Origin of the sequence: Mycolicibacterium lutetiense, assembly GCF_017876775.1 — a bacterium.
GTDB lineage: Bacteria > Actinomycetota > Actinomycetes > Mycobacteriales > Mycobacteriaceae > Mycobacterium > Mycobacterium lutetiense.
Genome location: NZ_JAGIOP010000003.1, coordinates 1 through 22,462 on the forward strand (window position 1 = coordinate 1; position 22,462 = coordinate 22,462).

Sequence of the window (22,462 nt, forward strand, 5' to 3'; positions counted from 1 at the left end):
ATTGCCTGTGGCTGTTGCCTTCTGAGGTCACCGAACGCTTCGAGCCGGTCATCGAGGACGTATCGACCGCAGTCGCCCAAGAGGCCGAACGCCAACTCACCCGCACCGATGAGCACACACCGCGCCAGGTCGCACTGGCCCTCGGCGCCGCTCTCACCGCATGGGCTGAGCTCATATTGCTGCGTTCCTGGTGGTACAGCGGTGGATGGATTCCCGCGGTGGTGTCGTGGGTGCTGACCGTCGCGCTCGTCGCTGGAGCCTGGGCAGCCGCTAACGCCAACCAACCGCAACGGCGCGCCGCCGCTGATGGGTTCGCTTGGACGGCCATCATCCCGTTGGCCGCAGCGGTGGCCACGTCGATACCGGGTCATCCCACGACATGGCACGCTCTGGCCGCGGTACTGGCCGCCGCCGGCGCGGCAGTGCTCCTGGCCATCTGGACCGATCGACATCTGAGCGCGGTCGCGGCGATCGTCGTCGCGGGACTGGCCGCCGCAGCGGTCTTGGCCGTAGAAGGATCAGGATGGCAGGTGCGACCTGAACGGCTCGCGATGGTGATGTTGATCGTGGTGCTCATCATCGTCACCTACACCTCCAACACCATGGTGATCACCTCCGGGGTTCCCGGGCCATGGTTCCCATCGCTGACCGGGCGGGGAGTCTTCGAACGACGCCCCAATTCGCCGCGCGACTCGGTCTCGCCCGTGTACCCGGCCGGAACCGAGAAACCTGAGCAGATCGCCGGATGGGCACGACGGGGCAACGCCGTCGCCACTGGAGCGATGCTGGGCTGCGCGGCGGTGCTCGTGGTGGCCGCCCGCTATGCGGTCATCCCCGGCCAGAAGTACGCAGCGTGGTACTTGGTGGTGGCGCTATCGATCGCGCTCATCGTGCTGTTGCGAGCACGTTCGTTCGCCGACCGCTGGCAATCGATCATCCTCACGGTCGCTCCCGTCGTGGCAGTAGCGGTGATCATCGGACGCTACGCGGCCTCCACCACACCACCGGACCTGACGACATCGCTGGTGTGCGTTGCCGTCATCGTGGGTATCGCGGTGCTCGGGCTCGTGGTCGGCCTGGTCGTGGTGACCGCGAAAGTCAACGCGCCGATTCGACGCATTGTCGAATTCGTCGAGTACGCCTTGTTGCTTCCGCTCCTGCCGCTGGCGGTGTGGCTGCTGGGCCTGGCCTCGATGATGCGCAACATGCTCGGTGACGTGTGATGAACAGCAGGATTCGACGCGGATGCCGCGTCGGGCTCGCCGCAGGGCTGATCACGACCGTCGTGGCTGTCTGCGACACCGGGGCCGCCTGGGCAGTGGAGCCGCCCGTCGTGCCGCCGGGCCCCGCACCCGCCGACCCTGAGCCCGGCCCGGCCGAGCCAATGAAACAGGTCGCCGGATGCGTGCAGACCGCCGAACTTCCCGGCAGCGACTTCCGTGAACTGCCCCCTCCGCTTCAGATGCTCGACATGCCCGCGGCGTGGAAGGAATCCACCGGCGCGGGTGTGGTGGTCGGGATCATTGACACTGGGGTGGCACCGCAGCCGCGCTTACCGCACCTGGTCGCCGGGGGCGACTACGTGATGGGTCGCTACGGTGACGGCTTGTCGGACTGCGACGCTCATGGCACCCTCATTGCTTCCTTGATCGGGGCTGCGCCTTCCGGCGCCCCGCTGCCTGTGCGTCCCGTCGATGCTGCCCCGCCCCCACCGCTTGAAGGTGCGCCGCAACCAGTTCCGATACCGCCACCGCCCCCACCACCGACAGTGACCGTAACCGCGACGGTCACCCAACCACCGCCACCGCCGCCGCCCCCTCCGCCTCCAGGGGATGCGCCGCCGCCGGAGGCAGCTCCGGCGTGGGGTCCGGCACCGGCGGTGCCCGCGCCCGCGTCGCCGCCACCAGGTGGCGGGCCCGATGGCGTCATCGGGATCGCCCCGGATGCCACGCTGATCAGCATTCGTCAGACCGCGCAAACCTTCGGATTCGCCGAACCCAAGTTCGGAGAAAACACCCAAGATGTGCGCCGTGTCGGCGATATCCATGGGATGGCTCAGGCAGTGGTGCATATGGCCAACCTGGGTGCGAAAGTCATCAATATTTCTGTGGTGGCCTGCATTTCGGCAGCCAAGCCCGCAGACCTGACCGAACTGGGTGCCGCACTGCGATACGCGGCCGTGGACCGCGACGTCGTCATCGTCACGGCCGCGGGCAACGCGGGCACCGAGCAGTGCAAGGACCAAAATCCCGAACCTTCGCCCAACACGCCAGGCGATCCGCTGGGATGGAATACGGTCCGAACGATCGCCGCTCCAGCGATCTTCGATCAGTTCGTGCTCACCGTCGCAGCCACTGACAGTTCCGGCACCCCCCTGACCGGCGAAGCGGCCTCGCTGCACGGCCCGTGGGTGGGTCTGGCAGCACCAGGGACCGACACGGTGGGGTTGTCCCCCGACGGGAAAGTCGTCAACGCCTCCATCGACGGCGACAAGCTCAAGCCGATCGTGGGCAGCTCGTTCGCCGCGGCCTACACCACCGGCGTCGCTGCTCTAGTCCGCGCGAAATTCAAGGATCTTTCGGCGCACCAAGTGATTCGGCGTCTGCAGGCGACCGCCACACCTCCGGCTGGAGGCCGCGACACGGTCGTGGGATACGGCGTGCTCGATCCGGTGGCCGCCTTGACATGGGATGTGCCCCCGGGGGATTGGCTCGCGCCAGGGGTCGACATGCCCCTGCGACACAAGCCTGCACCCCCGGCCCCTGATCCCCGGCCACGATGGGGCGCAGCAGCAGTCGCCGGCATCGCCGCAATGGTGATCGGCGCCGCGGCCTGGGGAATGACTGTGATGAGACGACGTCGCCGCGCTGAAACTTCGGCGGGCGCATGGGAGGACCGATGGCTCTGAATCCGTACGTCGGCAAGCTTATTGCCGCCGAAATCGCCGCACTGCCCATCGCGGCCGCCGCGTACGCCGCCGGCGCCCCAGCGATATGGGCAGTCGCGGTCGGCGCTGCGCTCGCGGTGTGCCTGTTCGTAGTTCCCATTCGGGATATGACCCTGTGGCAGTGGGCAATCCAGTTTGCGCACTGGGTTCGTCGCCGTCGCTACCACCTGCACGAGGTGATGCAACCTCCCTCGGACAACAAGCGCGAAGAGGCACCAACCCCCGATCCCGGATCGCCGAGCGACGACGAGCAGACCGACACTGCTGCCGTCGATCGCGTTCGCAAGGATCGCTTCACCGACGTCGCGATCAACGACACCACGCACGTGGGGGTGCTCGTCGAGGACCACACCGTCGTCACGATGGTGGCGCTGTGGGGCCGGCCGTACCTGCCCACCCTGCTGACTGCCAATCGGGCTGAGACCCCCAACGCGGTGCCGTTGACCGTCATCGCCGGTGAGATGAAACGGGCGAGTCTGGGGGTCGATGTTGATGTGGTCGCCGAAGGTACGCGCAGCTATACCGCCGACCCCTACGGCGCGGCGTTCACCGCGTTCATCGGCCGCCGACCCGTCGTCGGGCAACGCAGCGCCACCCTGGTGGTTCGCCTCGACACCCACGCCGCCGACACCACCTCCGGTCTCATGTGGCGCCCGAACAGCGTGACCGCTGTCATCGCCGCGACACAGCGCATTGTCAAAGCGTTGCGCCAAGCCGGATGCCGCGCCGAAATTCTCACCGCCGCCCAGATGCGCAATACCACCGCGGCCACCGTAGGGGGAGCGGAACGCCTCGACGCGACCTACCACGATTGCTGGGCCACACTGCATCAACCAGGGCATGGATACACCACCAGCTACTACCTGCCCGCCGATCACCTGACACCGCGAGCCTTGGAAGACCTCTGGTCGATTGACGCCGACCACACCACGGTGGTGGTCGCGCTGCGCCGCTACGACGAGGGTGTACGTGTTGGCGCCCTCGTGCGGTTGGTGACGAGTCGACCACTTCGCACCACCCCGGCTACGACTTTGCGCCGGTGCACTGGCCGACAGTGGGAAGTGTTGGTGCGCACCATCCCTGGTGCGGCGCGACTGACCACCTTGTTGCCGACAATCGAGCTCACCGACGCACTCGACGAGTGTGTCGCGGTCGGCCCGTCAGGCATTCTGATCGGCGCGACGCGCGACGACCGCACGGCACGACAGGCCGGATCGGTGCTCATTCCGTTCTTCGACCCGGCCGGACCAACCCGCATCGCGGCCAACGTCGACGATGCCACCGTTCGACAGCTGATCCGGCGTGCCTCGGCAGCCGGCGAGCTCGTCGCGGTCTACGACGCCGTGGGCCGGTGGTCGATGACCGGTGCCTCCTCGAGGATTTGGACGACCCGAGATCACACCGAGCAGCCACCCAGGCCACCGACCATGGTCTTTCACCACATCAGCAGCAGCAATCCTTGCCCAGGAGCACGCAGCGCGGTCGCAGTCGGCCCGCCGCGCCCCGGCTACAGCCCCGATATCTGGATCGATCAGTACGGCGCAAAATCTCTGCAACTCAACACCGCCAAATTCGACGTCCCGCTGGAACCGATCACCATCCGCGGCGAAGACGCCGCCACGGCGCCGGCTCGGCCACCGCAGCCCGCCCTTGTCGGCAGCCAGCAGTAGTGTCGCGTCAAATCTCATGGGGGGATGGGTGATCGAATGGCGAAGAAAGCTCAGAAGCGGAGATGGAAGCGGACGTTCTACCACGGCGGCGTGCCTGGGGGACGGCCCGGAGATCTGATCTATCCGGCCGCTGAGCTCGGATTGGACTACACCGCAGCGTATTTGTGCACTCCCGGCCTGCCCCTGCAGATGCCGAAGTACGAGCCCGATCGGGTGCACTTCACCACTCATCTCGGGGTAGCGCGAGGTTATGCCGCACAGTACGTCGCCCCGGGCGTAGGTCCGGTGCCCGGCGATGTCTATCGCGTGGTTGTTGACGGTCCGATCGAGCCCGATCCCGACTTCAGTGATCAGAAAGTCGTCAACGTCTACGGCACCAGCCGCAAACCGGTCACGATCAGTGCCGTCGTGGAACGAAACGTCGTGCTCGACCGACGCCAAATCAACGAAGCCGGGTGGCCATATCGCTGCTTTTTCGGCGAATGGGAACCCGTTCACACCAAAGACGGCACCGTCTTGGCTTCGCACGAGATGCGCGACCTCGGCGCCACCGACAACTACCTCCAATTGCTACCACCGTGGATGGACGCACGTGAATTCGGCAACAGCGGGCGCCTTTGGAGTCCGGGCCGGGAAGGAGTTGTGTGGGCAAGTCCTGACGAAGTGCTGGAAGTCCTTTCACACCTGAAGTTGGATACGGGCCCGCACATCATGACGGGCGACAACGTCCACGCTCGCTTCGATCCTGTATGTGAAAAGCCGATTCTGTTCGGCTACTACCAATGCCGAGAATGTGGAGCTACATTCGGCGATCCAACGATCAGTCTCGACGAGCAGGACCCGGCGATCCATGCGGCCGCCATCCACCAAGCCGGTGACGAGGTGGTCACCATTGCACAGTTCAACGGCGGCGACCTCAACGAGTACTTGTACGCCCTGGCCCGGCGGTCACCGGAACGCTGGGCATCGTGGAGACCTCAGGGACAGCGCTGAGACATCGCTACGACTGTGGATGCGTTTGATGGCCAGGCTGCCGTTGAACCGCTCCACTTTCCGGGTGGGACGTGTCGCGCCTTGTCCGACGCCGGAACTGGATCCCCGCGATCGCCACGGATGCCAGTACGTGAACTCGGAGCGCAGTCGCCGCGCCGACTTCGGCGCCATCAACAGTTTGGCAGGTTGATCCGACGCGGAAGCCCGTACGTTGGCGTGTAGATCGCGGTCGACCCGATCCAGTGCGTCAGGGTTGCGGTTTTGTCATCGCGGGCGGCGAGGATGGCTTCGTCGGGGGCTGTGGTGAGGCCGATGCCGCTGCCAAGGTGTTGGGCGACGGCGTGGCTTGCCATCTTTGTCCAGGCGTTAGCGGCGTAGTAGTGCAGGGCGCCGGTGCGGAATCCTTTGGTGATGGCAACGGGGATTTCGGGGGCAAGCTGGGCGTCGTAGGTGATGACGATGTTGTCGCTGAGGTTCCATTCGTCGACGTCGACAAGGGCGGGGCCGGTGTGCGGAATGTGTGTGGCGGGCCGTTGTTGGCCGTCGATGCGCCAGGTGCTGTCGCGGACGCGAGCGGCGAGCAGGCCCGCGAAGAGCGCGCAGACTGTCCGGTCTGGTGATGCTAAGGCTGGACTGGCTTGGCTGGCCTTGTAGAACGTGGTGTTCCAGTAGTCCAGGAAACTGGTGTATCCCTGTGCGCCTTGGGGACCAAGGTCGGTGATGGTCTGCATCCCGCCGCCATACGCGGCGATGCCCAGAAGTGTGTAAGCGATGGACTCGACTTTTCCTGGCTGTGCGTCGTATTGGGCTGCTGCGATGAGTCCGGCGGCGAGAGTTCGGGCTCCTGAGGTCCCGGTGAGGGAATTGACCGGGTCGACGGTGATCAGGTCACCGAACCGGTTGTAGTCCTGGTCTGCCCCAACCTGGTAGGTGACGGTTTTCCGAGTGGGAATGGTCTCAGACCTGGTGAGTTCTTTGTGGATCTGCCGCAGGTAGTGGGTGTCGCCATCGGCGGTGGTGATGTTGTCGACAGTCGTGTCGAGGAAGGTGATGCCGGCCCGGCTGTTGGCGAGCGTGGTGAGCGCGAGGGGATGGCCGTTGGTGAGCAGTGTCTGCTCGGGTTCGAGGTCGACGGGCTGGCCGAGGTCGGGGCCAGGTTCGGCGATGAAGCCGAGCGTGGCGACACGTGGCGGTTCGCCGGTGGTGTTGACGGCTTCGGTGTACCGGTCGCCGTACGTGGCCGTCTGTGGCTCCTCGGTGAGGCCCGCTTGGATGTGCTGGTGCAGGCGCTCGGTCATGCCGACGGGCCAGCGGTAGGCGCGGTCGTATTCGCGTGCGTAGCGGCTGATGTCGGTGTTGTCGCCGGCTTCGATGGCGGCTTGGGCTTGGCGGTACGGACCTCCTAGGTCGGCGACCTGGCTCTGGCTGAGCTCGCGCTGCAGTCGGTGTTGTTGAAGGTATGCGCCGATGTGGGCGGTGCGGGTTATATCCATGCATGGACAATAACAGCATTTAACATAGGTCTAGTTATGTCCTGTTATCGTGTCGGATTCGTGGGATGCGGCTGTGGCTGAAACTGCCCGACAACGCCGCACGTGGCGTGGACTGCCACATGCGGCTGATTCATGGGCCAGTGATGCGTCAGTCCGCTAGATCGGCGGCCAAGATCCGCCGCACCGTGCTCGGGTGCATCTCGGTTTGTGCGGCGATGTCGGCGACCTCTTCGCCGCGGTCGGCGAGTGCGAGAACGCGTTGCACTTCGCCGGTGTTTTTGCGAAGTCGGCGACGGGCATTAAGAACTTTGGTAGCGCGTAGTGCGTGTTCGGCATCAGGTGTGCAGTTGTCGAGTTCCGCCTCGTCTGAGTCTTCGGTGTCGAGCTCGGCGCCTTCGGGTTCGGGGTCTTTGGCCCGTGGGGTCAGGACGACCAGCGCAATGGTGGATTGGGCGATGGTGACATCGACGATCGCTGGCCACAAGAAGGCCAGTCCGATGGTGATTCCTGAGCGTATTGCGAGGTCGCGCAGGGATTCGAAGGACAGAACGAAGGCACCGACAGCTATCACGGCTGTCATGGCGAGAGCCACCCATGCGATGAAGTTGAACGTACGCAGGTTGCGGACGAGGATGGCTAGGCCCTCGATGGAAAGCATGAGGATCACCGGTGGGGCGACGGCAACCGCGACTGCCAGTTGACGAGGTACGTCGATGGTCTCTGAAACCCATGCGTGAGCACCGTTTCCGGCGATGGAGGTGGCGGTCGCGAGGGCGAGGACAATCCGGAAATAGAGTCGGGCGCGTCTACGTTCAGCCTCGGCGACGGAGCTGAATATCGCCTCGATGGCTGCGGATGCCAAAGCCATGAGGCGGGCGCTAAAGGTGAGAGTCGGCAGCGGGGCTGTGAGTACGAGTGCGTTGTCCATGGCAGCCTCAGGGGTAGGGCGTGTAGTCGTATTCGGGGTAGGCCGGAGGGCTGTTGTGGAGCATGTCGAGAGGCAGGTGCAGCATCGCTGCGGCGATTTGCCAGATGTACCAAAGGATTCCGAGGACGACGGGTGCGCTAGCGATCAGCAATGGAGTCCAGTGCAGGGTGGGAACTCCGAAGCGCGGAACCGAAAGGGGCCGGCGCCGGGGAACCTGGGGGGCCGGTGGATCGAGCAGGGTGGGCATGGCCACGTCGCGGCCACCGAGGAAGAGATTCTCATCGACGTCGGTGGCCTCGGGGGTCAGCGGCCACCAGTGGCTGGAGCCTTCAACTGCCAACCATCCTTCGAGGATGCCGTAGATCGCGGCGGCGAGAAACACTGCGGGTAGTTGCGCCAGGAGCCAGGGCACGAGGACAACCGAGGTGAAGCTGGCCGCAGGGTCGTAAACCACAGGAAGTGGCAGGCCGCAGATGGCGGCGGTACCGAAAAGCGCGGGGATCGGGTAGCCCATAAGCCGGTCGGGGATGAGTGTGGTGATCTTGCCGTAGAGCAGCCGTCCAAGGGGCCACGCGAGAGGAGCAGCGAGCGCGCAGACCACCACCAGGGCGGTCTCGAATCCTCCGGTCGGTGTGGACATCTGACGGAACACCAGGGGCGCGGTGACGTCGTCGTCGTGCGGATCTGGTCGTGCTCCTGTGCGGGCGCGGTCGCGTGCTCGGATGGCCTTGCCTAGGCGTTCGGCGCGACGTTTTTGGATGAGCAGGATGCCGGCGTGTCCGGCGATCCAGGCGCGGCGTTGTTCGGCGAAAGTGTCGATGGCGGTGGGCATCTAACTCACCTGTGGCTGGTCGGCGCGGTCGCCGAGCAGGCCTTGCAGCAGCGCTTCGGATTCTCTGATGAGATCGCGGGCTTCGCGCAGGATGTCCAGCGAGGCGCCGATGACAGTGACGGCATGGTCGTCGGTGCCGGTGAGGGCCATCCGGGTCTCAGGGAGGCCTCCGTCGAGGACTCGTGCGGCTGACCCGGGTGCCCACCCGAGGGCGCTGTCGATGCGGGTCAGCGTTGAGTCCCGGAGTCGGCGTCCGGTGCCGTTGATGGCTTTGTGGAGGGTTGACCGATCGGGGCCGCCCCTGCTGGCCAGTTCGCTGGAACTGATGCGCAACTGTGCGGTGCGTCTGCGGACGAAGTGGTCGAGTCGCGCTGGTCCGCTGTCGGCCACCGAGTCGTGGCTGTTGTTGATGTCTTCCACACCAGAAATCAACCATATTCAACCAAAGTCGTCTATGGCCGTCGACAAAATGGCTTGAAGCTGACTATTGTGACGACCAAAGCTGACCATCAGGGAGAAGGGGTTGACCATGAAGTTGCTGCTGACGGTGCTCGCGATGGGTTGCGCGCTGGCGGGCCTTGTCGTGGTTGCGGTCCTCGACCTGATCATCAGCTATTGGCCGCTGGTGTGTGTGCTGGTTGCGGTGTGGCTGGGTGCTCGGTGGTTGCTGCGCCACCGGGGCGAGGCTGATCGCGATCATGCCGGCCACCTGTGCAACTCGATGGCGCCGCAGGCGTCGATCGTGCACCCGGTCGGCAACGACATGCCGTTGTCGGCGGCCGCGGGGGAGCTGTACCTGGTTCGTGGTGATGAGAGAGGATTACGTCCTCCGCCCACTTGGCCTGTCCGCCAGCCAGTTTCGGGTGTGCTTTCCCTCGGGGGCGAGGTCCGTCGATGACCGAACCGAATCGTGAACCGGCCGAATGGATTACCCGGTTGAAGCGTCAGTACGGCTCCGGTGACGATGTCCGAGCCTCTGCGGTCAGGGGCGCCGACGGCACCGACGAGGCGGATCGTTTCGGCCGCGCTGGTTTTGATGACCCGGATATGCCCGATGAACCCGACGACGAGGCGGATTCGGATCTCGATAGCGAGCCCGCAGACGATGACGACATTTATGTCGACGAGCTCGACGAGGACGAGGGTCCACTGGATGCCGTTGCCAGCGACGAGGCGCTAGGAGGGGCTGAACTGCCCTCGGCGCCGGTTGATCTCGACACGTCCGCTTACGTCACCGGAATCGGCAGCCCTGACACCGAGGAGCAGGGCCGTACGCGCCGATTCAACCCGTGGGTAGCCGGCGGTTTTGCCGCTGCGGCAGCGGTGGCCACGATCGTCACGCTGGTGATCGCAACGGCAACCTCGCGCGATCCTGTCCCGCCGCCGTCACCGCCGAGCCCGGTGGCCAAGCCTGCGCCTCCACCTCCGGTGTCGCAGACCCCCAAGGAGGTCGATGGACCGTTGCGGTTCACCGCGACCTCCGCGTGTGATCGGTTGCCCGGGTCAACCCCGGCGCAGTTGCTTGCAGACCTCAACTCGGATGCGCCGTGGGTGTGTGCAACCGACACCCCGGGCGAGTACTTGACGCTTGTCCTGGACCGGCCCGCACGGGTCACTGCAGTCGCTATCACCCCAGGGGCGGTGCTCAAAGGCAATGGAGTCAATCAGGCTGATCCGTGGCCGCAGTATCGGGTGGTCAAACGGGTGCAGTGGAGTTTCGACGACCCGGCCAACACGGTGAAGTCCCAAGACACTGGCCTGACTCATGGTGAGGTCCGCATGGCCATGCCAAGTGTGTTGACCTCGGTGGTGACCGTGCTCATCCAGGAGACAAGCCGACCGCCTCGGATCGCCACACCGACCACCGCGCCGGCCAAACCCACCAATGGTGACTTGGTCGGCTCGATCCTCGGGTCGGGCCCAGGGGTTCCGGCGACCAACGACGAAGCACTGTTGCCCGACGACAACCGGGCCGACCCGTCCGACGGCAAGTTCGCGATCAGCAGTATTCGACTCATTGGGCACGAGGTCTGAGGGGATTGTGGTGAAGCTCAACAAGACCTGGGAGCATCGGTTCCGCACAAGCACCCGAGGCGCGGGCCGCATCATCCTCGGCGTGCTGGTGGTGACTTCATCGATCAGCGGCATGGGCACTCTCAAAGACTGGATTCTTCCGCAACCGCCACCTCCGATCGCTCAGATCGCCGACAAGACGATCAACGCGGCCGACCTTGTCAAGGCGTTCGCTATCGACTGTGTGACAACGTATCTGAGCGCATCAAGCGCACAGGGCACGGATCTGTCGCGGTGTTTTCCCGACGCCGGCAAGCTGACCCTGCCGGCCACGCCGTCGCTGATCGTGACCCATCCAGCGGCGTACGCGCGACGAGCTGGCGGCGAGTTGGACAACCTGCGCACCTACGGGGTCTTGGTGGGGGTGACCGAGCAGGAGTATGCCAGCGCTGCCCCGGTACGCGCCTACTACCAAATTCCGGTGGGGGTGTATGGCGGGGACGCCGTACGTGCGCTGGACAATCTGGCGTCGGTCGACGAACCGCCTCTGGGGGCAGATGTCGAGCTGGGATATCCGGTGTCGATCGCCAACAACCACCCCATTGCCACCATGCTTGCCGGCTTCGTCAGCACGTTTCTGACCAACAACCCATGCCTGGCCAACACCGGGGACGGCACCCAGAACGAGTGCCAACCGGCCGGGACTTTGGACCGATATGTGACCACGGATTCGGGGTTGAGGCCGATCAAGGTGCCTTACGCCCGCGCCACGGTGACCGGCGTTTCAGCGATCGCTGACCCACCTGAGGTCCCCGAAGACAACTTTCTGTTGGGGGTTCGGGTAACCGTATCGGTGTCTTCTTCCAACTGGACGCCTTATGACCTGTCGTATCCGCTGAAGTTGCGTGCGTCCGGTGGCAATTGGTTTGTCGCCGGCATTGATCCGGTTCCGGCCCTGGCCGACTCGCAGCCAGAGCCAGCATCGCCAAGCCCGTCGGGAGGCTAGCTGTTGTCGCGGTCTGCATAGGGACCGGGGCGCTATCTATATCCGTTGCAACAGAAGGGAAATCACAATTATGGTCACCGTCAATGTCGCCGCTGGGGGACTCAATGGGCTCGGCGCCAGCGTGTTTGGCTCGATCGTTTTCTGGGGCGTGATCGGCGCCATGGCCCTGGCTATCTTCTTGTCCCTGAAGTACTCGGTGAAGATGGGCATCGGAGCCGGCATCGGGGTGTTCTTCGGCGGCGTGTTCCTGGCGATCCTGATCTCCAACGTCGTGGCGATCAAGGACTTCGGAAACCAGGAAGTCCGTAAGGAACTGCCCCACTCCAACAGCCTCTACGCCCCCTGATGAGTCAGTCCAACGCCGCGCAGGGGTCAGGGGACAACGCCCACATCTGGACCGGCATCCGTGACATTCAGATCTGGGTCGGTGAGACATCACAAGGCAACAAGCTGCTGGGTGGGCCGTACCGGTGGCCGGAGCTGGCGGCGATCTTGTCGATCATGGGTCCGGTCCTGATATGGATGCGACATCACCCTCAGTCACCGGATCTGCTCAAGGTTTTCGGTGTTGGTGTGGCCTCGACGTTCATCCTTGTTGTCGCCCTGCGATTCTTGCTGCCCAAGGCCAGGCCTGATTTCTTCACACGCGCCCAGTTCTTCGCCACCGCTGTGGCGGGGCGTCGCGCCGCGACATCGGTGCGGCCAAGCCCAGTGGGCGCTTCGACACCTGCGGTTCGCCCTGCCCCTTCAGTTCCGGTGACGGTGAGGAGTCGTCGTGGTTCACGTTGATACGTCGTTCGATCCGCCCACGAACGTGGTGGGCAACCTCCGCTTCACGAACTCGGGGGTGTACGCCGATTTTCTGGTGCACGGTGTGCCGACCATTTTGAAACCGATGCCTGCCTTCAATCGGGCCGCGGCCTCACACCGCAACCTGGGCCGCAATCTTCCCTCCGGCAGCATGCTCTACGGTCTGGTCGCCGATGATGACCAGGAGCTTCTGGTGTCGAACATGGTGGGGCAGCACCGGCCTGACTCTGCGTGGGAGGGGTACTGCCGCCAGGAGTGGCCGGCGATCATTGCCGATCCCCTTCAGATTGGGGATGGGCGCGGGCTGGATCAACGCGTGAATTGGTTGACCATCCCGGTCGATTCGGGCAAAGACGGGCGGACCACGGCGGGGAAGTTGGGGAAGGTGGCGACCTGGGCGATCGGGCGCGACGCCGATTCGGAGTCGTCGTTGCGTGCCTACGCCGAACTTGCCGTGGAGATCGTTGAGGCGATGCCTGACGAGTTCAACATTCTGCCCGCGACCCCGGCCCAGATTCTGTGGCACCACCGGCACACCGCACTGCGCGGGGTGTTCCGGGAACCGTTGCCACCGCGCGAGGTCGGTCCAGATGAACTGCCGGGATACATGTTCGGTCGCTGGGATTTCGATGAGAGCGCCAACAGCGAACGGCGGTACCGCTGGTGGCCGAGCCGGCACTCGGTGGTGCGCGTCCAGGAACGCGACAACGACGATCAGCTGGTCGGACCGGTGAGCTATCAAGCCCTACTGACCTTGGAATCGTTTCCGAAGAACGGCATCAGGTTTCCCCGTGCGAATTTCTTCCAGGCTCTCGACCGGATCGATACGCCCGCAGTCATCGATTACGGGGAGTTTTTCAACAGCCGGAACCCCGAACAGGGTTTGGCAACCAATCGCCGCAACGCCAAGAACTTTCGCGATCAGCTCAACCAGCGCGCCGCCCGCCGGGACGACGCGGACGCCGAGGCATTGCTCGACAAGCTCGATGGCACCATGGACTTTTCTCGTGAACTCAGCGCTAACCCCACCGAACGCGAACTCGACATCGCCACGGTGATCGCCGTGGGTGCCGAGTCGATCGATGTCATCAACGACGCGGTCAAACAGATCCGTCAAGAACTCGACACCGTGGCCATTGCGTTCGCCCGACGCCGCGGATCACACCGGCACCTGTGGAAATCGTTCAACCCGGGAAGCGAAACCAGCAGCCCCGTCAACCAGTTTCGGCACCCAACCACCGCGCACCGCTGGTCACGGTTTCTGCCGTTGAGCAGTGAGGAATGCGGAAACTCGACGGGAAGCCTGGTGGCGATGAGCCAGAACACCGCACGGCGACGTCCCATCCTGCACGACCCGGAAGGTGCGGCACGGCGCAACCACAACACCGGACTGGCTGTCATCGGTGAACCGGGTTCAGGAAAATCGAACCGCGTCAAACTCTCGGCATTCGAGTTGATGTTGCGCCGCGGCCAATTGCGGATCTATGACCCCAACGGCGAATGGGCACGGGCATTCCGATCCGCACCTGACGTCCTGGTGATTGACCCCACCCGATCGGCGATGTCGCTGGACCCACTACTGATCTTCCCCTACGAGGAAGCCGGATCCCGCGCCGCCGACCACATACTGCCGATGCTCGGCATCGACGCCCGTAGCCCCATGCGAGCGCAGTTCGAGGTGGCGCTGCGGCCCGATCACCGCGAAGGCAACGGTATTCGTCGGATGCGCGATCTCATCGAATACCTTCGGGCACAACCTAACCCGCACGACAACGAACTACTGCTCCTATTGGAGGCGGCCGCGTCGTCGCACTACACGCAAGCGCTGTTCGACCCGACCCGCAAGGAGCCCTACGACACCGAATCCCAGGTCACCATCTGGCTGACTGAGAACTTGGCCCTGCCCTCGGCAGAGGATATCGCCGCGGCGTCGGCTGGAGGCGCTGGATTGGATCTGCAGACTCGTCAGGTCGCAGGCATGGCGATGTACGGGCTGCTCGTCGACTTGGACCAGCACCAGTTGTTCCAGCGTCGCCAGCAGTTCGGCACCATCATCTTCGAGGAATGCGCCGAGTTGCTGGCCTATCCGCCAGGCGCCCGCACGGCCCACCGCATCACCACCCAGGGACGCAAGCACGCGACCGGAGTGTGGTTGATCTGCCAGGACTTTGCCCACCTGGCACGCATGGGAGACAAATTCATCACTCAGAAGTGGCTCTTTCGAGTCACTGACGAGACGCTGGCGCAGGACACGCTGGCGTGGGCGGGCATCGATCCTGAGCAATACCCCGATGTGGTGGAGTCCTACATGGTGGACACCAGCCCCGCCGACACCACACGCGTTTACGGGGACAGTGAGATCGGGATTGTCGCCCCGCACCGGCGCGGCGAAGGATTCCTTGTCGATGAGTTCGCCCGCAAGTCGCGCGTGAAGTTCTATGGGGCACCCAATGCCGACCTCGCCGACGATATGGACAGCACGCCCCTACTTGTCGAGGGGAGCGCTGCATGACCGAGCGCGTGGCGTATTGGTCGGCCACCAACCCGCACCTACGTCGGGTCATCGTGGTCATCGGCATGGTTCACACCCTGGCGCTGTGGGCAGTATGCGCTGCTCCGCGCGCCGCTGCCTCCACAGGAGAAGCTCTGGTGGGGTGGACGGGGCTGCGCGACAGCTACAACGTGCCGGCGGCCGCGTACTTCGTGTCGATGGTCTCCACGCCAGAAGCCGCACTCAACAACGGCCAAGACGTGTCGCTGCTCGACCCGACAAGCTGGATGAAATGGATGGGGCAAGCCCTGGAGACGGCGGTGACCCATTCCACCGCAGCGTGGTGGCTGACGCTGGCCACGAGCGGATACGTGTTTCTGCTCGGCGTTTCGCTGTGGCTGGTGCGCTTCGCTATGTCGGCGGGATGGTTGGTGGCGATCGCTTCGATCGCCAGGCCCGTCTACAACGCGGTCAACACCGTGGCACAGATGGCATATCTGGGGCCGATCTCGCTGACGCTGTGCGTGACGATCGGAGGAATGCGGATTCTGCGCGGTGACCGCGGCCGCGGCTGGGCGTTGATCGGCACCGGAGCGTTGTTCACGGTGCTACTCATGACGGTCTTCGCCGACCCGATCGGGGAGCTCTACAGCGAGCACGGTCTGCTGGCCCTTGGCCGCGAGACCGGCTTTGCTATCGCCCAGGCGACGCGCGGCAACCCCTACGCTCCTGGTCAATCACTTGAGGCACAGTTGAATTCGCTTCTTGGAGAATTGGTTACCTCCTCTGTGCGGCAGCCGATGCAGGTGGTGAATTTCGGAACGGTCGTCGATGACATTCCCGGCTGTGCTGCCAAGTGGTCGGACGCGATCATCAACGGAGGCGGGTCAGGCCCGGGGCCGGCCCACGCGATGGGGCCGGTGAGCGAAGGTGGGTGCGGCGCAGTCACAGCAATGGCCCACGCCCAGCATCTTGACGGTGGCGATTTCTTCACGGCGGCAGTGTTCGTGGCATGCGGGTTCGTGCTGTCGGTGTTTCTTTGGTACGTGGCGATCACAAACTTTCTGGTAGGTCTGAAAGCCGCATATTTCGGCACCGTCATGGGACCGGCCTTCATGATCGGGATGACCGGCCTGGCTGAGCGAGCCTTGCATTACGCCAAGCATTGCGGGTGGCAGCTTCTCATTCACGCCGTCGAATTGGCTGTCTACACGGCATTTCTCGGTCTGGTCATGGTGTGGATGGGGTTCGCGTTGACAACCGGGGCGTTGGGGCACGGGACGTTGAGTGTGACCCCGCGCATGCTGATCGTGATGGCGGCGTCGGTGGTTCTGCTGCTCTTGTTCCGCTTCATCGAGCGGCAATTCCACAGCGATGGGATCGGTGCTATCAGCCAGAGTGTGCGGGGCGCTTTTGGTTCGACCGTGCAGCATGGGCGCGACAGCTACGACAATGCTCGCGGCCGCGTCGACGAGGCCCGCGATCAAGCTGATCGCCTGCGGGATCGGTTCCGGCGCAACCGCGGCCCCGGTGGTGAAAATGGCGCTGAGGACGGTCCCGAGTCCGCGACCAGCGCTCCGAGCTTCGATACGTTCACGCAGCGTCCGCAAAGCAGTCAGGTCAGCAAGAAATGGGTCGCAGAGCGGCTGCTCAACCGCCGCTCCGCCGCTGCCACCGCGGAAAAGGGTGCCACCGCAACGGAGGGACGCGCAGCGGCAACCGCAGTCGCCGATATCGCCGCCCCCGAGGTCGCGCTGCCTGCGGCGGCGGCAGGAGCCGCCGTGCACGCCGTTCGCAAGCACCGCGAGAAGGCCAAGCAACAGCGCGCCGCCGCCACAGGCGAGGGTGCCCAGCAGCACGCCTCAGATCGTCCAGGTAACCGGGGCGGCGGCCACGGTCACGATCGTCGCCCGGCCGGCAGTGATTCGACACCAGGATATGACAGCGCGGCGAGTCCCCGTTTGCCCTCACGCGGCCGGCCCCAGCGACAGGGCGACGCGGGTAGCGGACGGGAGTTGGTGCAGACGACGGGCCAGGAAGCGCCTGGTATCGAACGCTACCGTGACTCTGATCCGGGCCAGGCACAGTCAGCGGCTCTAGAATTGCGGCCGCGCAGCTCAACACGTGATTCAAGGGGGACTCAGCAGTGACCGCACGCGATTTGCTTGACCGGGGGTTGGCGGCACTGGGGCTGTTCGGTGACCCGCGCGATCAGTCGGCGGCCCTGTCCGCGTTTCGTCGTGCGACCGAAAGTGACCCCAGCATGTGTGATGCCTGGGTGGGCCGCGCCGCGGCGGGGGAGGTCACCCCCGCCGTGCTGGGAATGGCCGTACAGACTCGCGACACGCTGCATCGTGAGACTCGTCGCCACGGGCTGAGCGACGAGACGTTGCGGCCCTCCGTCGGTGCGCCGGTGGGCTACCTGGACTTGTATCCGACGACACCTGGTGGCTTGCAGCTGGCGTGGGCGATAACGTTGATCTCGACGGGTGATTACGACGCAGCCGAGGACGCGCTCAACAGTCTGGACTTGCGCTCCGAGCATGCTGAGGCGCGGCCGATCACCGAACGTCTCCACTTGTTCGTCAGGGCGACGCTGCACTATGTCACGCAGCGCTGGTCTGATGTGGTGCATTGGGCCACTCAAACCGATGGCACGGCTACGCCGCAGATCGACAACTCCTTGGAGTTGCTGTTGGGCATTGCCCAGACCAGTCTGGCCCAGTACCGGGTGGCTCTGACGATCCTGGATCCGCTGGTACAGCGCAAGCCCATCGCCCCGGTGATCGTCGCTGAAGCGTCCTTCTACAAAGGCTTGTGCCAACGCTGCTTGGGCGATGAGACCAGTGCTCGGGCATCGTTTCAGGCCGCCATCCTCAACGGCACCCTTCTTCCCGGCGCGATAGATGCACTGGCCGATCCCACCTATGCGCCACTGACCACCACCGCAGCCGCTATCAGTGCCCGCACCGAAAAATGGAACCCCTCCTCAGGTCCCACCCAGGCCGACATCGACGATGACGAACAGCGCGAGGCGGCGGCCAAGGTCTTGGAGCAGGCCAGTAGTGAACTCACAAGTCTGGTGGGCCTGACCTCGGTCAAGGCGCACGTGATCGAACTGAAGAACGTGCAGCGCTACGACCAGATCATGGCTCAACGGGGACGTACAGTCGGCCAGGCACAGGGTCCGCTGCACATGGTGCTCACTGGTGCACCAGGGACCGCGAAAACCTCCATCGCCCGAATTTTGGGTCGGATGTATCGCGGAATGGGGCTGTTGAGGTCGTCGTACTTCCGTGAAGTCAACCGTCACGACCTGGTGGGTGAGCACATCGGGGATACCGAGGCGAAGACCAGGAAACTTCTGGAAGAGGCGCAAGGCGGTGTGTTGTTCATCGACGAGGCATACACCCTTTACCAGGAAGACAACGCACGTGACTTCGGACGCATCGCGCTCGATGTTCTGATGACGTTCGCTGAGGAACATCGCCGCGACACCATGCTGTGCCTAGCCGGCTACGTCGGCCCGATGAATAATCTGATGACGGCCAACCCTGGACTGCGCGGCCGCTTTCCCCACACATTGCAGTTTCCGTCCTACACCCCAACCGAACTCGTCGAAATCGCCGACCTCATCGCGGGAAACTACGATGTCACCATCACCGACGACGCACGCGAACACCTCGGCAGCCTGGTCGAATACCTCTACGCCACCCCTGCCGGTGATGCCGGCTTCATCGAGAAGGGCACCGAAGGATTCACCCTGACCGACGTACTCAACAACGGTCGGTTCATCCGCAACATACTCGACAAGTCCACAGACAAAATGAAAAACCGTCTGGCACAAGATGACACGATCGACCTCACAACGGCCGATCTCGACGTAGCCAGCACGGTAACCCTTGATGATCTGCGCGGCGCCGCGGCCATCGTGATGGACTCGGCCAAAATCCCGCTACCCCAGCACCTCCAGCAGGCATAGACACCTAACACAGGAAGCGAACCAACCTATGGGCCTTCTCGATACCGCCAAGCCAGTAGGCAACACCGTGCTCGACGTCATTGACGACGCGAGAGTCGTGTTCGTAGATGGCACCGAAGCCGGCTTCGACCGGGTTGAGTTTGTATCCGGCGGAAGGCTCAAAGCCACACTGGTCACCTCAATCGATGTCGGCGGCGGCCTGGTAGTGCCCGTAGCCAACATCGTCCACTACGCCAGTGGCTCTTGGAAATCCGTCCAAGAACCGCCACGCGGGTGCCTAGTCGCCTTCGTCCTGTCTAGCAAGCAACCAGAGCGCGGCGAAAGCAGGTGGGTTGTGGAAGCGAACATCCTTGAAAAGGAGGTCACGCCGCACGGTCACGCATGGATGAAGAACCGGATAGAGTCCACCGGTGCCGGTGTGCCGTCTACGTTCCCTCCGCCCAATGCTGACAGTTCGGAACTGCTCGGAACCAGATTCCGTCTGAGTCGACCAGTGCCCGGATGGCCAGACCAGCGCGAAGACTACGAAAGCATCCTCTTCCGGTGGGTCTCGACCAATGTCGCTCAGGACGCTGCGAATTCCCTCACTGTGTGAGAACGAGCCCAACCCCAACCACCCCAACCGACAGTTCGGGATTGTTGTGAGGGTGGGGTGTTTGCATACTCCGAAAGATGCTGGCGTGCAAAGCTGAAGCGGTCCTTTTTTGGCTGAGGATTTTGCCCCTTTGCTGGCGGCGGACGGCAGCTAGGCCCGGCCGCCGCAACACCGACGGTCCGCGACGCCATGACCCGATTCCACTTTCCACTGTCCGCACTTGTTTGAATGCCAGGGTTTTTCGGCGCCAGCCGACCTGAATACGGCGGTGGCATCGGCGCTTTCGATGGTTGGCCACCGCAGCGGGTGGCCAACCATCGCGGTCAGCGGCCTACATCACGCGGTGCAGTGTGACCACCATTGGCACCATGACCACCGGGGCGGCCGCAGGTTCGCGGAGCGAGATGACCACTGCCACTGCCGCCCACCCCGCGACCAGCAGAGCCATGATTCGTCGATCACCGCTCAGAGCGGCCTTCGTTCGTTCTAACATGGGTATGTCCCTTCGTTCCTAGCCGTTCGATATGGACACGATCGCCCCCGCGACACCTGCCAGGGTTTTGTTGAGGGGGCGATCGTTTGTGTGTTGTGCTACTTCACCTTTCACTTGTGGTTCGGACCGTAGTTCGCGAGGCGCTCCACACGCCAGCACCTCGGCCACCTTCGCTTCCAAATACACCGAATCACAACATCTGCACCCTCCCCACACCCCAAAGTCTGACTGATCGCAGATGAGCCAGGACGGGGTTTTCGTGTCCAATATCGGCACGACGGGGCACGACCGGGTCGGGTTGTGCATTTCGTAACATGCGCCGTGAGCCGGAACCTCAGCTGAGACTTCCAAGCGGCGGAATGTTTACCGCCACCGGTGAATTTTCTCCGCAGCCCCAATTGCAGCGATCGCAGGGAAACTGTGCGCGTCGATGGGCGTGTCGCCTCCCAGCGCCGGCAGCTCTGCTGAGTTTGGACTGTCTGCGCGACGGTGTCTGTCAGCCATCGTTTGGCGCAGGGAACCGAAACGGTATCGGCCGCGTCTAAATCATTGTGGAACTCGTGGAGCGTTGGGCTTTGATCGGTGAAGGCGTGGATCCCGATGATCCGTCGGTGGTCGCGGCGTTGGACATGGTGCGTTGGGAGCTGCAACTTCTGCGCGCCGAGTAGATCGGCTTGCGATCGCGGTGGCTGGGGCGGTCGCCGGCTTGTTCTGCCACCCGACCGCCCCATGCCCTAGCTGTCGTGGAAGAACCGCCAGACGTCGAGCAGAGTGCGGGCGAATGCGGCGATAGCGCCGATTGCGGGCCAGATCGGGCGGGGCCGACGACGCGGTACGTAGTCAGGTTTCATGGCGAGCCTCCTTTCAGGAGAGTTGGCAGTTAACCCCGGGCCCGAGGCTTGTTTCGACCACGGATGTCCGTGGCTTGACGATTCAAGAGAAGCGCGGATCGTCGCGGTTGTCGAGTACACTCGACGCGGTAGGCACAACGGATTGTCGCGCCTACCGTCGATGTCGAAGTTAGACGAAGATTCCAGAACCTCGGAAATGCGTTAGGACCGACAATCCGCTTTCTGGAAAGGGGCGGGATCGGGTATCGTTGCCGCCATGACTGACGGACAGGGTGACGCTCAGAACGCCGATCCACCAGCGCCACGCGATATCATCGGGGAACGCATGGCACGCCTGGAAACACTGCGCGCAGGTCGCCGCCCAGTCGACGAAGAAGTCCGCCACGGGCTTGCGCGCTGGGCCGGCCCAGACGCCCCCAACGACATCGCACTGCGGGGCGGCTATGTCCGCCGTCTGACACCACTGGTCGAAGATGTCGAGTACGACCTAGAGAGGCTTGTCGATCGGCCCAAGCCGAAGTTGCCTGACCCGCCACCTCTGGCCGTACTCGCGTCGCTGACCAAGGGCGTGGCCTTGCCGCTCAGCCTCACGCTGTGCTTTCTGGCCCAAACTCAACCGCGCGCCACGATTGGCAAGGACGGTCTGGTGAAGATCCCGATCGAGGCCTCCGAGGACCATCCGGTCGGGCTCGTCAATCTTTTGGCGGTGCCAGCCTCGCACAGGCCTTCAGAGGAATCGACGTTCTCGAGTAACTCCCGCGAGAACCGCAAGCGCCAGATCCGAGGCGGGTTTGTCCAGTTGGACAAACAGGGCCTGGCCGAATTGCCCACGGGCGGCCGCAAGGGTGCGCCCCGGTTCAACGTAGTGCATCTCAATGAGGACACCCGGGCGTCAGCGTCCGCTGTGAAGCGCTACACCAGACCGAGAACAGCAAGCAGGGTCGTGACCATCCCGCTAGCGTTCTTCCTCAACGGCTGGGTCCATGCGCTAAGCAAGTCGGAGATTGCGATGTGGCTGATGCTTCGCGACCTGGCACAGCGCTCCGACCGCACTCACGCACCGGACCAGCTCCATATCAGCGGGCGCGAGCGGTTGCTGCAGTACGACTTGTCGCGCGCTGTCTGGGACACTCATTCGGCTCTGGAGGATTTCGGATTGATTGTCGTGCACAAAGATCCGAATCGGAGGGCGAACGGCACGACCCTCGACGGCGAGCGCGCGGCCCCACATCGCTTCGAACTGCGCGACGAAGGCCTGGCCGCTGACGGACTGGCCACGGTGCTGAAGAGCCTCGCCGAGCGACGGGATCGCAAGCCGAAGTGATCACGGTAGCTCGATGCATCGCCGGATGCGCAGT

General features: G+C 63.9%; 19 protein-coding genes. 14 read left to right on the forward strand and 5 right to left on the reverse strand.

All coding sequences use genetic code 11. From position 1 onward, the window contains the following. From eccD to JOF57_RS30275, 4 genes are all read left to right on the forward strand, one after another. On the forward strand, window positions 1–1,223 hold a 1,223-nt coding region (gene eccD, locus JOF57_RS30260; RefSeq protein WP_209923847.1), incomplete at its 5' end, for a type VII secretion integral membrane protein EccD. Continuing rightward, window positions 1,223–2,908, forward strand: a complete 1,686-nt coding sequence (locus tag JOF57_RS30265) for a S8 family serine peptidase (RefSeq protein ID WP_209923848.1) — start codon at window positions 1,223–1,225, stop codon at window positions 2,906–2,908. The genes eccD and JOF57_RS30265, both read left to right, overlap by 1 nt. After that, window positions 2,899–4,617: a type VII secretion protein EccE gene (eccE, locus tag JOF57_RS30270; protein ID WP_209923849.1), complete on the forward strand. Its 1,719-nt coding sequence runs from the start codon at window positions 2,899–2,901 to the stop codon at window positions 4,615–4,617. Before JOF57_RS30265 ends, eccE begins: the two co-directional genes overlap by 10 nt. Window positions 4,618–4,902: 285 nt before the next feature. Then, entirely contained in the window at window positions 4,903–5,610 is a 708-nt protein-coding gene (locus JOF57_RS30275; protein ID WP_234939123.1) for a hypothetical protein, read from the forward strand. Between the two features lie 170 nt (window positions 5,611–5,780). On the opposite strand, the gene JOF57_RS30280 is transcribed toward JOF57_RS30275, so the two are convergent. The 4 genes from JOF57_RS30280 to JOF57_RS30295 form a co-directional block, all read right to left on the reverse strand. Continuing rightward, on the reverse strand, window positions 5,781–7,103 hold the full coding sequence (locus JOF57_RS30280) for a helix-turn-helix domain-containing protein (protein ID WP_209923851.1): 1,323 nt from the start codon (window positions 7,101–7,103) through the stop codon (window positions 5,781–5,783). Between the two features lie 148 nt (window positions 7,104–7,251). Beyond that, a complete protein-coding gene (locus JOF57_RS30285) occupies window positions 7,252–7,971 on the reverse strand; it encodes a DUF2637 domain-containing protein (protein WP_209923852.1) in 720 nt (239 codons plus the stop codon). Between the two features lie 67 nt (window positions 7,972–8,038). Then, entirely contained in the window at window positions 8,039–8,863 is an 825-nt protein-coding gene (locus tag JOF57_RS30290; protein ID WP_209923853.1) for a hypothetical protein, read from the reverse strand. Beyond that, window positions 8,864–9,283: an XRE family transcriptional regulator gene (locus JOF57_RS30295; protein WP_209923854.1), complete on the reverse strand. Its 420-nt coding sequence runs from the start codon at window positions 9,281–9,283 to the stop codon at window positions 8,864–8,866. A 109-nt stretch (window positions 9,284–9,392) separates the two neighbouring features. Between JOF57_RS30295 and JOF57_RS30300 the strand changes: the two genes are divergently transcribed. From JOF57_RS30300 to JOF57_RS30340, 9 genes are all read left to right on the forward strand, one after another. Beyond that, on the forward strand, window positions 9,393–9,761 hold the full coding sequence (locus JOF57_RS30300) for a hypothetical protein (RefSeq protein WP_209923855.1): 369 nt from the start codon (window positions 9,393–9,395) through the stop codon (window positions 9,759–9,761). Further along, entirely contained in the window at window positions 9,758–10,897 is a 1,140-nt protein-coding gene (locus tag JOF57_RS30305; protein WP_209923856.1) for a hypothetical protein, read from the forward strand. The genes JOF57_RS30300 and JOF57_RS30305 overlap by 4 nt, the downstream gene beginning before the upstream one ends. 10 nt (window positions 10,898–10,907) lie before the next feature. Beyond that, window positions 10,908–11,882: a conjugal transfer protein gene (locus JOF57_RS30310; protein WP_209923857.1), complete on the forward strand. Its 975-nt coding sequence runs from the start codon at window positions 10,908–10,910 to the stop codon at window positions 11,880–11,882. Between the two features lie 70 nt (window positions 11,883–11,952). Beyond that, on the forward strand, window positions 11,953–12,228 hold the full coding sequence (locus tag JOF57_RS30315; protein ID WP_209923858.1) for a hypothetical protein: 276 nt from the start codon (window positions 11,953–11,955) through the stop codon (window positions 12,226–12,228). After that, complete coding sequence (locus JOF57_RS30320) at window positions 12,228–12,671, forward strand: hypothetical protein (RefSeq protein ID WP_209923859.1); 444 nt, start codon at window positions 12,228–12,230, stop codon at window positions 12,669–12,671. The genes JOF57_RS30315 and JOF57_RS30320 overlap by 1 nt, the downstream gene beginning before the upstream one ends. Further along, window positions 12,658–15,204, forward strand: coding sequence for an ATP-binding protein (locus JOF57_RS31390; protein ID WP_209923860.1), 2,547 nt, complete (start codon window positions 12,658–12,660; stop codon window positions 15,202–15,204). Before JOF57_RS30320 ends, JOF57_RS31390 begins: the two co-directional genes overlap by 14 nt. Next, window positions 15,201–17,333, forward strand: a complete 2,133-nt coding sequence (locus JOF57_RS30330; protein WP_209923861.1) for a TrbL/VirB6 family protein — start codon at window positions 15,201–15,203, stop codon at window positions 17,331–17,333. Before JOF57_RS31390 ends, JOF57_RS30330 begins: the two co-directional genes overlap by 4 nt. Next, window positions 17,330–19,165: an AAA family ATPase gene (locus tag JOF57_RS31395; RefSeq protein WP_209923862.1), complete on the forward strand. Its 1,836-nt coding sequence runs from the start codon at window positions 17,330–17,332 to the stop codon at window positions 19,163–19,165. Before JOF57_RS30330 ends, JOF57_RS31395 begins: the two co-directional genes overlap by 4 nt. Window positions 19,166–19,193: 28 nt before the next feature. Next, entirely contained in the window at window positions 19,194–19,760 is a 567-nt protein-coding gene (locus tag JOF57_RS30340) for a hypothetical protein (protein WP_209923863.1), read from the forward strand. Window positions 19,761–20,091: 331 nt separating this feature from the next. On the opposite strand, the gene JOF57_RS30345 is transcribed toward JOF57_RS30340, so the two are convergent. Then, on the reverse strand, window positions 20,092–20,253 hold the full coding sequence (locus JOF57_RS30345) for a hypothetical protein (RefSeq protein ID WP_209923864.1): 162 nt from the start codon (window positions 20,251–20,253) through the stop codon (window positions 20,092–20,094). A gap of 1,176 nt (window positions 20,254–21,429) precedes the next feature. Here JOF57_RS30345 and JOF57_RS30350 point away from each other — a divergent pair. Continuing rightward, window positions 21,430–22,428: a hypothetical protein gene (locus JOF57_RS30350; protein ID WP_209923865.1), complete on the forward strand. Its 999-nt coding sequence runs from the start codon at window positions 21,430–21,432 to the stop codon at window positions 22,426–22,428. The last annotated feature ends 34 nt before the right edge of the window (window positions 22,429–22,462 follow it).

Excerpts from the sequence above, each read along its gene's own strand:
- JOF57_RS30340 (WP_209923863.1), top strand. The coding sequence starts at position 19,194 with ATGGGCCTTCTCGATACCGCCAAGCCAGTAGGCAACACCGTGCTCGAC.
- JOF57_RS30315 (WP_209923858.1), top strand. The coding sequence starts at position 11,953 with ATGGTCACCGTCAATGTCGCCGCTGGGGGACTCAATGGGCTCGGCGCC.
- JOF57_RS30300 (WP_209923855.1), top strand. The coding sequence starts at position 9,393 with ATGAAGTTGCTGCTGACGGTGCTCGCGATGGGTTGCGCGCTGGCGGGC.
- JOF57_RS30285 (WP_209923852.1), bottom strand. The coding sequence starts at position 7,971 with ATGGCTTTGGCATCCGCAGCCATCGAGGCGATATTCAGCTCCGTCGCC.
- JOF57_RS30290 (WP_209923853.1), bottom strand. The coding sequence starts at position 8,863 with ATGCCCACCGCCATCGACACTTTCGCCGAACAACGCCGCGCCTGGATC.
- JOF57_RS30320 (WP_209923859.1), top strand. The coding sequence starts at position 12,228 with ATGAGTCAGTCCAACGCCGCGCAGGGGTCAGGGGACAACGCCCACATC.
- JOF57_RS30305 (WP_209923856.1), top strand. The coding sequence starts at position 9,758 with ATGACCGAACCGAATCGTGAACCGGCCGAATGGATTACCCGGTTGAAG.
- JOF57_RS30265 (WP_209923848.1), top strand. The coding sequence starts at position 1,223 with ATGAACAGCAGGATTCGACGCGGATGCCGCGTCGGGCTCGCCGCAGGG.
- JOF57_RS30350 (WP_209923865.1), top strand. The coding sequence starts at position 21,430 with ATGGCACGCCTGGAAACACTGCGCGCAGGTCGCCGCCCAGTCGACGAA.
- eccE (WP_209923849.1), top strand. The coding sequence starts at position 2,899 with ATGGCTCTGAATCCGTACGTCGGCAAGCTTATTGCCGCCGAAATCGCC.
- JOF57_RS30345 (WP_209923864.1), bottom strand. The coding sequence starts at position 20,253 with ATGTTAGAACGAACGAAGGCCGCTCTGAGCGGTGATCGACGAATCATG.
- JOF57_RS30330 (WP_209923861.1), top strand. The coding sequence starts at position 15,201 with ATGACCGAGCGCGTGGCGTATTGGTCGGCCACCAACCCGCACCTACGT.
- JOF57_RS30280 (WP_209923851.1), bottom strand. The coding sequence starts at position 7,103 with ATGGATATAACCCGCACCGCCCACATCGGCGCATACCTTCAACAACAC.